At 71.9% G+C, this 15,469-nt stretch carries 15 protein-coding genes; 5 read left to right on the forward strand and 10 right to left on the reverse strand.

Translation table 11 applies throughout. From position 1 onward, the window contains the following. Positions 1-20: 20 nt before the first annotated feature. Positions 21-1,589 (reverse strand): alkaline phosphatase D family protein, encoded by a 1,569-nt coding sequence (locus ACFW2G_RS11955; protein WP_384582098.1) that lies wholly within the window; start codon positions 1,587-1,589, stop codon positions 21-23. Between the two features lie 298 nt (positions 1,590-1,887). Beyond that, positions 1,888-2,739 carry an alpha/beta fold hydrolase gene (locus ACFW2G_RS11960; protein ID WP_384582096.1) on the reverse strand — a complete coding sequence of 284 codons (852 nt, stop codon included), beginning with the start codon at positions 2,737-2,739 and terminating at the stop codon, positions 1,888-1,890. Between the two features lie 288 nt (positions 2,740-3,027). On the opposite strand from ACFW2G_RS11960, the gene ACFW2G_RS11965 reads away from it, so the two are divergent. Continuing rightward, positions 3,028-3,795: a GntR family transcriptional regulator gene (locus ACFW2G_RS11965; protein ID WP_384449497.1), complete on the forward strand. Its 768-nt coding sequence runs from the start codon at positions 3,028-3,030 to the stop codon at positions 3,793-3,795. A 153-nt stretch (positions 3,796-3,948) separates the two neighbouring features. Here ACFW2G_RS11965 and ACFW2G_RS11970 read toward each other — a convergent pair whose 3' ends face one another. The 3 genes from ACFW2G_RS11970 to ACFW2G_RS11980 form a co-directional block, all read right to left on the reverse strand. Continuing rightward, the gene (locus tag ACFW2G_RS11970; protein WP_037929123.1) at positions 3,949-5,106 is read right to left on the reverse strand and encodes an ROK family transcriptional regulator; all 1,158 of its coding nucleotides are present in this window, start codon (positions 5,104-5,106) and stop codon (positions 3,949-3,951) included. A 112-nt stretch (positions 5,107-5,218) separates the two neighbouring features. Then, positions 5,219-5,869, reverse strand: coding sequence for a response regulator transcription factor (locus ACFW2G_RS11975; protein ID WP_037929111.1), 651 nt, complete (start codon positions 5,867-5,869; stop codon positions 5,219-5,221). 4 nt (positions 5,870-5,873) lie between these two features. Beyond that, positions 5,874-7,052 carry a sensor histidine kinase gene (locus ACFW2G_RS11980; RefSeq protein ID WP_384582094.1) on the reverse strand — a complete coding sequence of 393 codons (1,179 nt, stop codon included), beginning with the start codon at positions 7,050-7,052 and terminating at the stop codon, positions 5,874-5,876. Between the two features lie 108 nt (positions 7,053-7,160). Between ACFW2G_RS11980 and ACFW2G_RS11985 the strand changes: the two genes are divergently transcribed. Genes ACFW2G_RS11985 through ACFW2G_RS11995 form a run of 3 tightly spaced genes read left to right on the forward strand, consistent with a single transcriptional unit; the run spans position 7,161 to position 9,328 of the window. Next, the gene (locus tag ACFW2G_RS11985; protein WP_384582092.1) at positions 7,161-8,072 is read left to right on the forward strand and encodes an ABC transporter ATP-binding protein; all 912 of its coding nucleotides are present in this window, start codon (positions 7,161-7,163) and stop codon (positions 8,070-8,072) included. Positions 8,073-8,100: 28 nt separating this feature from the next. Further along, positions 8,101-8,850, forward strand: a complete 750-nt coding sequence (locus ACFW2G_RS11990) for an ABC transporter permease (RefSeq protein ID WP_384449508.1) — start codon at positions 8,101-8,103, stop codon at positions 8,848-8,850. Between the two features lie 40 nt (positions 8,851-8,890). Next, on the forward strand, positions 8,891-9,328 hold the full coding sequence (locus ACFW2G_RS11995; RefSeq protein ID WP_384582090.1) for a hypothetical protein: 438 nt from the start codon (positions 8,891-8,893) through the stop codon (positions 9,326-9,328). A gap of 136 nt (positions 9,329-9,464) precedes the next feature. Here ACFW2G_RS11995 and mug read toward each other — a convergent pair whose 3' ends face one another. The 5 genes from mug to ACFW2G_RS12020 all read right to left on the reverse strand — a co-directional run bounded on the left by mug (position 9,465) and on the right by ACFW2G_RS12020 (position 14,736). Further along, positions 9,465-10,010 (reverse strand): G/U mismatch-specific DNA glycosylase, encoded by a 546-nt coding sequence (gene mug, locus ACFW2G_RS12000; protein WP_037929097.1) that lies wholly within the window; start codon positions 10,008-10,010, stop codon positions 9,465-9,467. Next, entirely contained in the window at positions 10,007-11,440 is a 1,434-nt protein-coding gene (gene purB, locus ACFW2G_RS12005) for an adenylosuccinate lyase (protein ID WP_037929094.1), read from the reverse strand. Before purB ends, mug begins: the two co-directional genes overlap by 4 nt. A gap of 71 nt (positions 11,441-11,511) precedes the next feature. Next, positions 11,512-12,294: an SGNH/GDSL hydrolase family protein gene (locus ACFW2G_RS12010; RefSeq protein WP_384582087.1), complete on the reverse strand. Its 783-nt coding sequence runs from the start codon at positions 12,292-12,294 to the stop codon at positions 11,512-11,514. 67 nt (positions 12,295-12,361) lie between these two features. Then, positions 12,362-13,387: a hemolysin family protein gene (locus tag ACFW2G_RS12015; RefSeq protein WP_384449519.1), complete on the reverse strand. Its 1,026-nt coding sequence runs from the start codon at positions 13,385-13,387 to the stop codon at positions 12,362-12,364. Then, entirely contained in the window at positions 13,384-14,736 is a 1,353-nt protein-coding gene (locus tag ACFW2G_RS12020) for a hemolysin family protein (RefSeq protein ID WP_384449521.1), read from the reverse strand. The genes ACFW2G_RS12015 and ACFW2G_RS12020 overlap by 4 nt, the downstream gene beginning before the upstream one ends. 209 nt (positions 14,737-14,945) lie before the next feature. On the opposite strand from ACFW2G_RS12020, the gene ACFW2G_RS12025 reads away from it, so the two are divergent. Beyond that, positions 14,946-15,383, forward strand: coding sequence for a GNAT family N-acetyltransferase (locus tag ACFW2G_RS12025; RefSeq protein ID WP_037929084.1), 438 nt, complete (start codon positions 14,946-14,948; stop codon positions 15,381-15,383). Positions 15,384-15,469: the final 86 nt, after the last annotated feature.

Below are 15,469 nucleotides of genomic sequence, written 5' to 3' on the forward strand. Positions count from 1 at the left end.
TCGCGGGTGTTCTAGTCAACCTACTGGCCCACACGCCCGGGCTGGAGGGTCCTGGTGAAGAGAATGCCGCCGCCCTGGCGGCGCAGCCGGACGGTGAGCTCGCCGCTGCCGCCGTCGATGCCGACCTCTCCGTAGTACGGGGGGTGCTCGGACGGCGACATATTGGCGAACGGGGCCGACTGTACGAAGGCCGTATGCGGGCCGAAAGTGGCGTCGAGCCGCCCTGCAGGGAAGCCGCCGGCCCCGATGGGGCCGGAGACGAACTCCCAGAACGGTGCGAAGTCGGCGAAGGCGGCGCGCTCGGGGGCGTAGTGGTTCGCGGCCGTGTAGTGCACGTCAGCAGTGAGCCACAGGGTGCCGGTGATGCGCTGGTGCTTGATGTGCCGCAGCAGTTCGGCAATCTGCAGCTCCCGGCCCAGCGGGGCGCCGGGGTCGCCCTGGGCGACGGCCTCGAAGTCCGTCGCTCCGTCGGGGACGACGATGCCCAGGGGCATGTCGGAGGCGATGACCTTCCAGGTGGCCCGGGAACGCGAGAGCTCGCGCTTGATCCAGGCCAGCTGCTCGGGGCCGAGGATGCCGACGGGGTCCTCGGTCAGGTCGCCCGGGGAGTTCGCGTTGCGGTAGGTGCGCATGTCGAGAACGAAGACGTCGAGCAGCGGGCCGTAGCGCATCACGCGGTACATCCGGCCCTCGGCACGGCCGCCCCGTAGGTCGGTGACCGGGAAGTACTCGCCGAAGGCGCGGCGCGCACGGATGGCGAGGGTGTCGACCTCCTTGACGGTGTAGCGGGGGTCGTCGATCAACTGGCCGGGGTACCAGTTGTTGCGCACCTCGTGGTCGTCCCACTGGGCGAGGACGGGGACCTGGGCGTTGAAATCGAGGAGGTTGCGGTCGAGGAGGTTGTAGCGGAAGTTCCCGCGGAACTCGTCGAGGGTCTCGGCGACCTTCGACTTCTCCGCGGTGGTGATGTTGCGCCATACGGTGCCGTCGCGCAGCGGCACCGCCGACTTGATCGGCCCGTCGGCGTAGATGGTGTCCCCGCTGAAGAGGAAGAAGTCGGGGTCGTGCCGGCGCATCTCGTCGAAGACGCGGTAGCCGCCGATGTCGGGGTTGATGCCCCAGCCCTGGCCGGCCAGGTCGCCGGACCACACGAAGCGCACGTCGCGGCGGCGTGAGACCGGGGTGGTGCGGAAGGTGCCGTGGACGGGCTCGGCGGTGCGGCGCGGGTCGTCCGGGTCGGCCAGGACGACCCGGTAGTGGATCTGCTGTCCGGGCGGGAGGTCACGTAGGACGGTGGTTCCGGTGAAGTCGCTGGACGGACCGAGCAACGGGCCGCGGTGGCGGCGTACGGCGTAGCGGAACGCCTCGCTCGGAGAGGTCTCGACGTACATGCGCGCGAGACGGTCGGAACGGGTCCACACGGTGGCCGAGTGCGCGGTGATCTCGCCGGACTGGACGCCCCAGCGCGCGTTCGGCCGACCGGAGCGGGCGAAGGCGGGGGCGGCGAGCGGCGGAGCGGCGAGCAGCGCGGACGACAGGGCGAGGGAACCGCCGATGAGGGACCGTCGGGTGTGTGGATTCGATGCCATCGGAGCGTCTCCTGGGGGGCGGCGAGGACGGGTCGGACCAGCGTGCCGTCGCACACCGGCCCGGCCGCGTCGCCCACGCGAACCACGGATGAACAGCCGCCGGCCGCTGAACCGTTGAGCCGTGCAACCATGTGACCCCGGCTGCTCCGACGTCCTTGCGGGCTCTCCCGTGTCCTCCCGAACCGGGGTCTCCCGCGTCTTCCCGGGCCCTCTCGCGTCTTCCCGGGCCCTCTCGTCTTCCCGCGTCTTCCCGCGCCGTCCCGCGCTGTCCCGTGCCGTCCCGTGTCTTCCCGCTCCCTCACGCGACCGGGACGGCGGCGCTGCGCGCTGTGTCCAGCACCACCCGGGAGACGAGCGCCGGGTCGTCACCCATCGGGACGTGGCCGCAGCCCGGGAGGCGGACCAGCCGTGCGCCGGGGACGGTGTGCTTGGCACGGACGCCCTGTCGGCGCAGCAGCAACCGGTCGCGGGTGCCCCACGCGATGGTGACCGGCAGCCCCGGCACGTCGTCGGTGAAGCGTGCAGAGCCACCCGCGGCCAGGGTGTCGTCGAATCCGGTGGCGTGTCGCAGGGCGAGCGTCTCGGCGACCACGGCCTCCGGCGAACGGCGGTCCGGGCGGGCGTAGATGGTGCCGGTGAGTGCGGTTCGGCCGGCGGCGCTGCGAGAGAGGTGACGGACGGCGGGCAGGGGCAGCGTCCGGGCGCCCGCCCGCATCGCGCGGAGCGCGGCGAAGGCGTATCGGCGTTCCCCCTCGGTCCAGAACCCGGCGGGGGAGAGGGCCGTGACCGAGCGGACGAGACCGCTCCGGCCCATTTCGAGGGCGAGCAGGCCGCCGAGGGAGTTGCCCGCGACGTGCGGTCGTGCGACGCCGAGCGCGGTGCACAGCGCTCCGAGCACCGGGGCCACGGTGCCGAGGGAGTACGGCACGCCGCTGGGCAGCGGCTCCGAGGCGCCGAAGCCGGGCAGGTCGACGGCTATCACATCGTGCTCGGAGGCCAGGATGTCGGCCACCGGGTGCCAGGCCTGGAGGTGGTGGCCGATGCCGTGCAGCAGCAGGAGAGGTTCGCCGGCGCCTTTGCGCTCGTAGGCGACGGTGGCGGTGCGGGGGCCGAGCGGCGCGTCGATCGTGAAGGAGACCGTGGCGGTCATGCTGCTCCTCGTCGGTTGGACTGCTGCGAGACAGGCTGTCAGGAGTGCCCACCGCCATGATTACCGTCGGGTAGCCCTTGACTACAAGCCCTTGCGGCCCACGAGAACATCCCATGAACGGCTTGATACATATGCCCGATCTGCCCGCCAAAGGTATGAGCATTGGTCTTGACCAAGGGGGTGCGCCGTCCTATCGTCGCAGGGATAGTGCAGGAACCTTTAATAAACAAGGGCGCAGAACTGCCGCTGGAACACACGGCGAGTGCAGCGATGGCAGGAGGAGTCAGGGTGGGGACCACGCAGCTGGAAACGGTGCCGGAACCGAAGTACTGGCACCTCAAGACCGTCCTCAGCGAGGCGCTCGACCAGGACTTCGCCGTCGGCGAGGTGCTGCCCAACGAGCGTGAACTCGCAGCCCGCTTCGGAGTCGCCCGCGCGACCCTGCGCCAGGCGCTGGAGCAGCTGGAGCTCGAAGGCCGTCTGCAGCGCCGTCGCGGTGTCGGCACCACCGTCGCCCCGCCGCGGGTCGGCGTCGCCGTCGGCGGCGCGCACCACAGCTGGCCCGGGGAGGCCGCCGACGGTTGGGAGCCGCAGGACACCTCGGAGTCCCTGCCGCCCGCCGCGGTGCTGGGACTCCTCGGCAGCGGCGCGGCGTTCGCCGCCGACCAGCCGGTCCACACCGTACGCCGCACCAGGATGACGAACGGTCAGGCCGTCGCCGCCGAACTGCTGTACGTTCCGGCGGCTTCGGTGCCCGGACTGCCCGCCATCGAGGCCCCGTCGGGACCGGCCCGCGCGCGTGCCGTCCTGCGCGAGCTGCAGCGGCTCGTCCTCGACGGCCAGGACCGCTCGGTGGAGCTCGGCTCCGCCCGCGCCGACGACGCGAAGGAACTGGACCGGCTGCCCGGCGCACCGGTGCTCCTGGTCACCACCCGGTACTTCACCGCCGCGGGTACGGCCGCGGTCTCGGTGGCCACCTACCGCGCCGACACCTGCCGCCTCACCTTCGGAGACACGGGCGGCGTCGAGATCACGCACGAGCCCGTCGCCTCCTGACACCCCGACCGGGCCGGTACGGCCGTGGTCTCCGTCCGGTCCCGCGTCCGTGGGGCGGGCGCGGGACCACGGCCGTACCGCTTTCCGGCGGTGCGCCGGTCCCCGGGTCTGCAGGTCCCCGGGCAGGAGCGCTGCGTCCCACTGCGCGTGGCGTCAGCGGCTGCGGGCCGTGACGGTCTTCTCCACGGCGAAGAGTTCCTCCTCGACGTGGTCGAGCGCGAGCCTGAGGGCACCGGTCGCCACTGCCGCCTCGCCGAGCAGCGACAGGGCCACCCGCGGCGGGCGCAGGCAGTAGCGTGCCAGCTCCCGGCGCAGCGGCTCCAGGACCCCGTCCAGGCCGGCCGCCCAGCCGCCGACGACCACCAGCTCCGGATCCATCGCCAGGACCAGCGCCGCCACGTCGTGCACCAGGCGCTGCAGGAACCGGTCCACGGCGGCGACGGCCCGCTCGTCGCCGCGCTTGGCCTTCGCGAACACCTCGGCGACCGCCGGCTCGTCGAGCGGGTGCAACGGCTCGCCGGTCGTGGACAGCAGCCGCTCGGGCGTCGCCTCACGGCCCAGCAGGTGCAGGGCGCCGATCTCCCCGGCCGCCCCGCCGAAGCCCCGGTGGAGCCGGCCGCCGATGAGCGAGCCCGCACCGGGGCTGAGCCCCGCCATCACGAACACCATGTCCCCGGTGTCCCGCGCGGCGCCCTTCCAGTGCTCGGCGACCGCTGCCGCGTTGGCGTCGTTCTCCACCTGCACCGGGCAGCGGAACGAGCGCCGCAGCCGGTCCCCGAGGGGCAGCCCGGTCCAGCCCGGCAGAGCGGTCCCGAGACGTACCGTGCCGTCCGCCTCCACGATCCCGGGGCTGCCGACCCCGACCGCCCGCAGGGAGTCACGCGGCACGCCTGCCCGGCGCAGCAGGTCGGCGACGGCCGCACGCACCCGCTCCAGCCGCTCGTCGGCCGAGGCCGTCTCGGCGACCTCCTTGGTGCCCGCGCCGATGATGCGGCCGTCCAGCCCGGACAGCAGCACCGCGACCCGGTGCGCGCCGATCTCTATGCCGAGCAGGTGCCCCGCCTCGGCCCGGAACCGGAACCGACGGGCCGGCCGCCCCTGCCGCCGCGCGCCCTCCTCCGCTTCGGCCTCGACGACGAGCCCAGTCCCCATCAGCCCCTCCACGACCCCTTCGACGGTCGGCCGGGAGAGGCCGGTCAGCCGTGTCAGGTCGGTGAGCGTTGGCGACCCGGCCGTGCGCAGTGCCCGCAGCACCACCGCGGAATTGATCCGCCGGAGCAGAGAAGGATCCCCGCCGGTCAGCTGCCCCAACGTGTGTCCTCCCAGCTAGCGAGCTTGTCAGCCGGATCGTACTGCGCGGTGGGTACGGCGGCGAGAAGCAGCCCCCCATCAGCCGGAGCGTCGCCCTGCCGCCCGGGGTCGCTCAGGCGGGTGAGACGAACCCGGACTCGTACGCGGTGATCACCGCTTGCGTGCGGTCGCGGACCCCCAGCTTCGCCAGGATCGCACTGACATGTGACTTGACCGTCTCCGTCCCGATGATCAGCTCGGAGGCGATCTCCACATTCGTGAGCCCCCGGGCCACGAGCCGTAGGACCGCCTCCTCCCGCTCGGTCAGGGCGGCCCGCTCCAGTACCTCCCGCGCCTGCCGGTTGCCGTATTCCGCGGCCAGGGCCCGCACGGCCGCAGGGAAGAGCAGCGTCTCGCCCTCCGCGACCAGCCGTACCGCGTGCACGATCTCCGAAGGCCGGGCCCGCTTCAGGAGGAACCCGTCCGCTCCGGCCCGCAGCGCCTGGTAGACGTACTCGTCGTTCTCGAAGGTGGTCACAACGAGGATCTTCGGCGGGGAGTCCACCGTCCGCAGCACCGCGCGGGTCGCCTCGATCCCGTCGAGCAGAGGCATCCGCACGTCCATGGCCACCACGTCCGGCCGCAGCTGCCGCACGAGCGGGATCACCGAGGCGCCGTCGGCTGCCTCACCGACCACCTCGATGTCGGGTTGGGAGTCCAGGACGGCCCGCAGACCAGCGCGGACCAGGGGTTCGTCGTCGACGAGCAGTACGGTGACCGGCATCTGGTCAGCGTATTCGCTCCAGCGGAAGCCGTGCGCGCACCCGCCAGCCACCCTCGTACGGTCCGGTCTCTGCCTCCCCGCCGAGCAGGGCGGCGCGTTCCCGGATGCCGCGCAGTCCGCTGCCGCCGCCGAGCGAGAGACCGGGCCTGCCCCGCACGGCGTTCGTCACCTCCAGATCAAGCCGGTCCACGGTCACCGCCACCCGCACCCGGACCGGTACCGGCCCGCAGTGGCGCAGCACGTTGGTGAGCGACTCCTGCAGGATGCGGTAACCCTCCCGGGTGACCGGCCCCGGCAGCTGCTCCACCGGCCCGGTGAGCTTCGCGTCCACCTCGGAGCCGGAAGCACGGGCCGATTCCAGCAGCCGGTCGGCCTCGGCCAGTGTCGGCCTTCGCGACGGCGGCTGACCGGACTCCCTCAACACCCCGAGTACTCGCTCCAGGTCCTCCAGCGCGGCCCGGCCCGTCTCCTCGATGGCGCACAGCGCCCGGTCGGTGAAGGCGGCATCACCCGCGGCGCGGGCCGCCCCGGCCTGAACCACCGCCACCGTGAGCGCGTGCCCGATCGAGTCGTGCAGCTCCCGTGCGATCCGGGTGCGCTCCAGCAGCTGCTCCGTACGTGCCTCCAGTGCGCTCAGCCGCTCGGCCGCCGAAGGGCCCAGCAGCCGGGTGGCAATGGCAGTGATCAGCTCGCCGAGCAGGACCACGACGACCATAAGGGCGACGAGCGGAAGAGGTGCCAGCAGCGCGGCGACCCAGCGGCGCTCAGGCATGAAGGGCGTCAGGGGCCCGGGATCCGACGCATACCCGAGAGCGTGAGAGATGAGCTCGACGGTCAGCACGGGCAGCCAGACGGTGGAGGCCATCGCGCCCGTCGCGATGACCATCCGTGTCTCCAGCCACAGCACCGTGCGCCAGCGGTCACCCCAGCGAGCAGAAGGAGCAAGGCTTATGGCGCCGTCGGGGGACCCGCGATCGTACGGGGTGAGGAGGAACTGAGCCTGGAGGCCCTCCGCGAGCCGCACCCAGGGCACCAGCCCGAACGGCAGGACGAGCAGCAGCGGTCCCCACGGCCAGTCCGGCACCACGAACATCCACATGGCCACCAGTAGCAGCGGCACACAGAGGTGCAACCAGCGTGAATAGGTCACTGGTTGGAACGGAGCCCGCAGCAGTCGGTACATGCCTCCATGGTGGCAGCGCCCTCCTCACGGCCGTCTCCCCCACGTGGGGGAGACGGCACCCTCGCACGGGGGAGGGAGAGGATTGGGGACGGCGGCGAGCCTTGAGCCATGAACAGCCTCGAGTTCCGAGAACTGACCAAGGTATACGGCGCCCACCGTGCGGTGGACGGCCTCACCTTCGACGTCCTGCCCGGCCGGGTCACCGGCTTCCTGGGCCCCAACGGCGCCGGGAAGTCGACCACCATGCGCCTCCTGCTGGGTCTGGACCGGCCCACCTCCGGAACCGCCACGATCGGCGGCCGGCACTACCGGGACCTGCCGGACCCGCTGCACCGGGTCGGGGCCCTCCTGGACGCCCAGTCTGCGCACGGCGGCCGGACCGCCCGCGACCACCTGCGCCTCCTCGCCGCCGGCGGCCGTATCGCGCCCCGCCGGGTCGAAGAGGTCCTGGAGCAGGCCGGAATGGCCTCCGTGGCCGGGCGGCGGATCAAATCCTTCTCGCTGGGGATGCGCCAGCGCCTCGGCATCGCCGCCGCGCTGCTGGGCGAACCCGGGGTGGTCATCCTGGACGAGCCGGCCAACGGGCTCGACCCCGAGGGCATCATCTGGATCCGCGAGCTGATGCGCAGCCTCGCCGCCGAAGGGCGCATCGTTCTTGTTTCCAGCCACCTCATGTCCGAGACCTCGGCGCTCGCCGACCACTTGGTCGTCCTCGGCGGGGGCCGGCTGCTGGCCGACACGTCGATGGCCGAGTTCATCGACGCCCGCAGCACCCGCAGAGCGCGCCTGCGGACCTCCGAACCGGTGCGGCTGCGGGCCGCTCTGGCCCGGGACGGCTTCGCCCTGGCCTTGGCCGACGAGGGGCGATGGACCGTTGAAGGCATACAGGCGGAGGAGCTAGGCAACCTGGCAGCCCGAGAGGGCATCCCCGTGCTGGAACTGTCCGACGAGCGCGCCTCACTGGAGCAGGCCTACCTCGATCTCACAGCGGAACACGCACAGTTCACCGCGACTCGCTGACGTCACCGACCCTCAAGGAGGCCCCGCCGTGCGCGCCGCCCTGCCCACCGTCCCCGCCCTGCACTCGGAATGGATCAAGATACGGTCCCTGCGTGGAACGCTCGGGGGGCTTATAGCCACCTTCGTCGTCACCGTGGGAGTCCAGGCCCTGATGGCTTCCGCCACCGGCCGGTCCGAAGGCGGAGGCCTGGGTGACGATCCGCTCTTCGCCGCTTTCTCCGGCATCTCCTTCGGCCAGATCGCCGCCATGGTCTTCGGCGCCGGCGCTGTGTCCTGCGAGTTCCACAACAGGGCGCTGAGCACCTCACTGACGGCGGTGCCGAACCGAACGCGTTTCTACCTGTCGAAGATCGTGACGTTGGGCGTCCTGGCCTTGATGGCGGGTCAGGTCACCGGGCTGGCCACCTTCGTCGCGGGGCAGGCGTTCATGGGTCGGCACGCCCTCGAGCTCGGCGACCCGGGCACTTACCGCGCGGTTGTCGGCAGCGGGCTCTACCTCACACTGATGGTGCTGTTCGCGGCCGGACTGACCGCGGTCCTGCGCAGCGGGACCGTCGTCCTCAGCCTGCTCATACCCTTCGTACTGATCGTGTCCTTCGTCGTCGGTGAGGCTGCAGGGGGTGCGGCCCGCTTCCTGCCGGACCATGCCGGGCAGTTGGTGCTGCGCTCCCGGACAGAGGGCGACCTCGGCCCATGGACCGGGCTCGGCGTGACAGCCCTGTGGGCCGGGGCCGCGATGCTCAGCGGCTGGCTGGCGGTGTGCCGGAGGGACGCGTGACACCGGGCCAATTGTCAGTGCGGCTGGGGATACTGACGCCATGACCACGGCAGAGCACCTCGACACGATCGACCGGCTTCTGGCGAAGGAGTTCCCACAGGTGCCGGTCCGGACCGTCGACAGCAGCAGCGGTCCGGGATTCCATCTGGTGGGCCTGTCCCGGACGCGGGGCTTCTGGGACGACGACGGCTCGGGCCGCATCGAGGCCGCCGACCAGATCAGCGCCGAGTACGGGGCGCTCACCCAGGCCATGACCAACCGGTGGGGCGATCCGCACATCTTCAGCCTGGGGACGCTGAGAGACCGTGTGCTGGAAGGGGAGGCGATACCGGAGCCGTGGAAGGAACTGAGCTGCGGCACCGACCACGTCCACCTGTGGCGGGCCGGGGAGCGCTGGCTGGTGGCCTGCGTGACACAGTGGGACAGCGAGGACCCCTACGTGCTGACGGCAGGGGCCACGGTCGCGGATCCGCCCTAGGCACATACCTGCCGGAGCGTGGCCACATCCAGGTCTGGGGAACGGCGCGATCGGGACCGGGTTCCACTGGGCCGAGGTCCGGACGTCCTGGTCGATCGCTGCCGGGCCGACCGGCCTGCCCGGTCCGCCACACGCTCTAGTCGGCCGGGGATTCCGCGGCCTCGCGGAGGCGGGCGTACTCCTGGGCCATGGAGTCCGCGGTCCAGTGGGCGTTGAGGCCGCTGGGGTTGGGAAGGGCCCAAATGCGGGTGGAGCCGATGGTGCGCTCCTGGGGGCCGATCTGTGCCTTCTTCTCGCCGAAGGCCGTGCGATAGGCGGTCACTCCCACCACTGCCAGCCATTGGGGGCGCAGGAGTTCCACCTTGGCCGTCAGGATGCGGCCGCCCTCGCGGAACTCCTCCGCGCTCAACTCGTCGGCGCGGGCCGTGGCGCGCGCCACGACGTTGGTGATGCCGAGGCGGTAGGCGAGGAGCTCCTCCTGCTCGGCCGGTGCCAGGCGGCGAGGGGTGAAGCCCGAGAGGTGCAGGACCGGCCAGAAACGGTTGCCGGGGCGGGCGAAGTGGTGGCCCGTCGCGGCGGAGAGGAGGCCGGGGTTGATGCCGCAGAACAGCACGCGCAGACCGCCCGCGACCACGTCCGGGAGGACGCGGTCGCGGGCGGCTGCCAGTTCCTCGGGGCTCAGAGGATCGACCCCGGCGCGTACCCGGCGGCCTCCGGGTGCTGCTTGGCGATCGCCTCGATGCGAGAGAGGACCGCGGCGACCTGGTCGCCCGCGGCTCCGGTGAAGGAGAGCTTGTCCGCCATCAGTGCGTCGAGCTGGGGCCGGTCCAGCGGCATTCGCTCGTCGGTTGCCAGCTTGTCCAACAGCTCGTTGCGCTCGGCGCCCTGCTCGCGCATGGCGAGCGCGGAGGCCACGGCGTGCTCCTTGATGACCTCGTGCGCGGCCTCGCGGCCCACACCCGCACGCACCGCGCCCATCAGGACCTTCGTGGTCGCGAGGAACGGCAGGTAGCGGTCCAGCTCACGAGCAACGACCGCGGGGAATGCGCCGAACTCGTCCAGGACCGTCAGGAAGGTCTCCAGCAGGCCGTCGAAGGCGAAGAAGGCGTCGGGGAGGGCCACGCGGCGGACCACGGAGCAGGAGACGTCGCCCTCGTTCCACTGGTCGCCGGCCAGCTCGCCAGTCATCGAGGCGTAGCCGCGCAGGATGACCATGAGGCCGTTCACGCGCTCGCAGGAACGGGTGTTCATCTTGTGCGGCATCGCGGAGGAGCCGACCTGGCCGGGCTTAAAGCCCTCAGTGACCAGTTCGTGGCCTGCCATCAGGCGGATCGTCTTGGCGATCGAGGAGGGTGCTGCGGCCAGCTGGACCAGCGCGGTGACCACGTCGTAGTCGAGGGAGCGCGGGTACACCTGGCCGACCGAGGTGAAGGCGTGCGCGAAGCCGAGGTGGGCGGCGATGCGCTGCTCGAGGTCGGCGAGCTTGGTGGCGTCGCCGCCGAGCAGGTCGAGCATGTCCTGGGCGGTGCCGACCGGGCCCTTGATGCCGCGCAGGGGGTAGCGCTCGAGGAGGTTCTCCAGGCGGTCGTAGGCCACCAGCAGTTCGTCGGCCGCCGTCGCGAACCGCTTGCCCAGGGTGGTCGCCTGCGCGGCCACGTTGTGGGAGCGGCCGGCCATGACCAGCTCGGCGTGCTCGCCGGCCAGCTTGCCGAGGCGGGCGAGCACGGCGACCGTGCGGTCGCGGGCCAGCTCCAGCGAGAGGCGGATCTGTAGCTGCTCGACGTTCTCGGTCAGGTCGCGGGAGGTCATGCCCTTGTGGACGTGCTCGTGGCCGGCGAGGGCGTTGAACTCCTCGATCCGGGCCTTCACGTCGTGCCGGGTGATCTTCTCGCGCTCGGCGATGGAGGCGAGGTCGACGTCCTCCAGGACGCGCTCGTAGTCGGCGAGGGCCGCGTCCGGGACCTCGATGCCGAGGTCCTTCTGGGCGCGCAGCACGGCGAGCCACAGCCGCCGCTCCAGCGTCACCTTGTACTCGGGGGACCACAGCACGGCGAGCTCCGCGGAGGCGTAGCGGCCGGCCAGGACATTGGGGATGCGGGGCTTGGCAGTCACGTGTAGGGATTCTACTTGGGCCGCAGCTGTGTGTTTACGCAGGTCGGGCCGCCGGTCGTGATTGTGCCTTGCTACGAGAGCGGTGCGTCTCCGTAGGGCTGTAGCTCGGGGCGCTTGGCCGGCCGGCCGTCGCCGGAGGAGCGGCCCGTCAGCCGGCGGCCGATCCAGGGGAGCAGGTGCTGCCGGGCGAAGCTCAGGTCCTGGGCCCGGCGTACCGCCCAGCCGGGCGGTTTGGAGGCCGGAAGCTCGCCGCGCCAGTCGAGTGTGCCGGGCAGGCCCAGCGTCTGCCAGACGGCCTCCGCCACCCGACGGTGGCCCTCCGCCGTCAGGTGCAGCCGGTCGGCGTCCCACATCCGGGGGTCTGCGAGCACGGGAGCCCCGTAGAGGTCGACCACCAGTGCGCCATGCCGGGCCGCGAGCTCGTCGATGGTGGCGAAGAGCTGTTCCATGCGGGGGCGGAAGCGTTCCATCACCGGCCCGCTGCGTCCCGGGGAGCGCATCAGGACGAGCTGCTTGCACGAGGGCGCGAGCAGCTCCACGGCCGCCTCCAGATGGTCCCGGACCAGCCCCATGTCCACCTTGGGGCGCAGGGCGTCGTTCAGCCCGCCCACCAGGGTGACCACGTCCGCGCCCATCGCGGCCGCCACCGGGGCCTGGTCCTGCGCGATCTGCCCGATGAGCTTTCCCCGGACGGCGAGGTTCGCGTAGCGGAAGCCCGGCTCGCGCGCCGCGAGACGGGCGGCCAGCAGGTCGGCCCAGCCCCGGTAGGAGCCGTCCGGCAGGAGGTCGGACATGCCTTCGGTGAAGGAGTCGCCGACCGCGACAAGACTGGTGTAAGAGGCATTCATCTCCATGGCCGAGTGATGTTACCGCGCGGTACCCCTGCCCCGCAGGGCCGGGGACCCGTGCTCCCGCCGTGCCCTACGCGGAGGCAGGTCGTCCGAACAGCTCGCGCAGCACGTCTTCCATCGTCACCAGCCCCGTCATCGCGCCCTCCGCCCCGAGGACGGCTGCCAGGTGGGTGCGGCTGCGCCGCATGGCGGTCAGTACGTCGTCCAGCGGGGTCTCCGCCCGTACCTGCGCGATCGGGCGCAGCGCCGACGCGGGAAATGGCTCTTCGCGCGACTCCCCGTCCGCATCCAGGGCGTCCTTCACGTGCAGGTAGCCCAGGATCCCCTGCTGCGCATCGACCACCGGGAAACGGGAGTACCCGCTCTCGGCCGACAGCCGCTCCAGCCCGGCCGGCGTGACGCCCTCACGGGCCGAGATCACCCGTTCCGCCGGCAGTACCACGTCGTTCACCGGTCGGCGGCCCAGTTCCAGGGCGTCGTGCAGGCGCTCGCTGGCCCGGTCGTCGAGAAGCCCGGCGTCACTGGAGTCCTTCACCATCCGGGCCAGCTCGTCGTCGGAGAACGTCGCCGCGACCTCGTCCTTGACTTCCACCCGCAGCAGCCGCAGCAGGGCGTTGGCGAAGGCGTTGATCGTGAAGATCACCGGCCTCAGCGCCCGGGTGAGCGTGACCAGCGGCGGCCCCAGCAGGAGTGCCGTGCGCACGGGCTCCGACAGAGCCACGTTCTTCGGGAGCATCTCGCCGAAGAGCATGTGCAGATACGTCGCCAGGGCCAGTGCCACCACGAAGGAGATCACGTGCGTCAGCCCGGACGGCACCCCGACCAGGTCGAACAGCGGGGTCAGCAGATGGGCGATGGCCGGCTCGGCCACCACGCCCAGCACCAGTGTGCACAGGGTGATCCCGAGCTGCGCCGCGGCCATCAGGGCCGACACGTGTTCCAGCCCCCACAGGACGGCACGGCCCCGCAGGTCGCCCTGCTCGGCATACGGTTCGATCTGGCTGCGCCGGACCGAGATCAGCGCGAACTCCGCGCCGACGAAGAAGGCGTTCAGGACCAGCGTCGCCAGGCCGATCACCAGCTGGATCACGGTCATCGTGCGTCCTCCGTCCCGTCCGCGGACCCGGCCGACCCGGCGGGCCCGAAGGGCGCGTGCAGCAGCACCCGCGCCGCCCGGCGTCCGATGTCGTCCACTACGTCCAGCCGCCAGCCGTCGAGCTCCAGACTGTCGCCGACGGCCGGGATCCGGCCCAGCTCGGTCGCTATCAGGCCGGCCAGGGTCTCGTACGGGCCGTCCGGCACCCGCAGCCCGATCCGCCGAAGCTGGTCGGTGCGGGCGGCACCGTCGGCGGAGTACAGCCGGCGCCCGGCGGCGTCCGTACCAGCCGGGGCCAGGTCCGGGGTCTCGTGCGGGTCGTGTTCGTCGCGCACCTCGCCGACGACTTCCTCGACGATGTCCTCCAGCGTCGCCACGCCCGCCGTGCCGCCGTATTCGTCGATGACCACGGCCATGGTCTGCTTGCCGGACAGCCGGTCCAGCAGGCGGTCCACGGTCAGCGACTCCGGTACCAGGAGGGGTTCGCGCAGGAGCTGCGAGACCGGGCGGCGGCGCCGCTCCTCGGCGGGCAGGGCCAGGACGTCCTTGATGTGGACGGTGCCCACGACGGTGTCCAGGCTGCCGCGGTACACGGGGAAGCGGGAGAGGCCGGTGGCCATTGTCGCGTTCGCCACGTCCTCGGCGGTGGTCTGTACGTCGAGGGCGGTGACCTGGACGCGCGGCGTCATCACGTTCTCCGCGGTCAGGTCGGCCAGGTTCAGGGTGCGGACGAACAGCTCGGCCGTGTCCTTCTCCAGGGCGCCCTCCTTCGCGGAGTGCCTGGCCAGGGCGACCAGCTCCTGCGGGGTGCGCGCGGAGGCCAGCTCTTCGGTCGGCTCCATCCCGAAGCGGCGCACGAGGTGGTTCGCCGTGGTGTTGAGGTGGCTGATGAGCGGCCGGAACGCCCGGCTGAAGACGCGCTGGAAGGTCGCCACCCGCTTGGCGATCACCAGGGGGGAGGAGATGGCCCAGTTCTTCGGCACCAGTTCGCCGACGACCATCAGGACGACGGTGGACAGGGCCGTTCCGAGGACCAGGGCCGTGGACGAGGCGGCGCCCGCGGACAGCCCGGCGGCCTCGAAGGGGCCCTGCAGCAGGGCGGCGATCGACGGCTTGGAGATCATGCCGATGACCAGGCCGGTCACGGTGATGCCGAGCTGGGCGCCGGAGAGCTGGAAGGTGAGGGTGCGGACGGCCGCGAGGGCGCTGTCGGCACCGCGCTCACCGCGCTCAGCGGCCCGTTCGAGCTCGCTGCGCTCGACGGTCGTGAGGGAGAACTCGGCCGCGACGAAGACGCCGCAGGCAAGGCAGAGCAGCAGTGCCACGACGAGCAGGAGCACCTCGGTCATCGGTCGATCACCTCCGTCCCATGGTCGGCCAGGAGGAGGCGGATCGCGCGACGTCGCGGCGACGCGGAAGGTCGAGGACTCGGGGGCTCGCCCATGGGCGGACGCTCACACACCTTTCCGTCGAGTGGATCCGCTCCTGACGGCAAAGGAACGGCAAAGCGGATGGGGAACCCTCCCCGCGTCGTGCGGCCGGAGGGTGGGATGCGGGCATGAGCGATCTTCACATAGGCCCGGCCTCGGCCGGGGATCTCGGTGCCGTACTGGAGTTCTGGAAGACCGCGGCCCAGGGGACCAGCATCAGCGACGACCTCGCGGGCGTCGAGCAGCTCCACGAACGGGACCCGCAGGCGCTGCTGCTGGCACACCGCGACGGTGAGCTGGTCGGGACGGTGATCGCGGGCTTCGACGGCTGGCGCTGCCACCTCTACCGGCTCGCCGTGCACCCGGGGCACCGGCGGCGCGGTACAGGCCGCGCACTGCTCGCCGCCGCCGAGGAGCGGTTCGCCGCGCTCGGCGGGCGGCGGGCCGACGCGATGGTGCTCGATGGGAACGAGCGGGCGCACCCGGCGTGGGAGGCGGCCGGTTACGGGCCGCAGGAGGCGTGGACGCGGTGGGTGAAGCCGCTCGCCCCGCCGGCGGGGCCGTAGCGGTCCGGGGCCGTGTCCCCGGACCGTCCGGTGCGAGGCCGTGGTGGAGGGCTCCGCCCACCCCGCGTCGGCGGAGCGCGATGGCC

Source organism: Streptomyces sp. NPDC058880 (genome assembly GCF_042742535.1).
Taxonomy (GTDB): domain Bacteria; phylum Actinomycetota; class Actinomycetes; order Streptomycetales; family Streptomycetaceae; genus Streptomyces.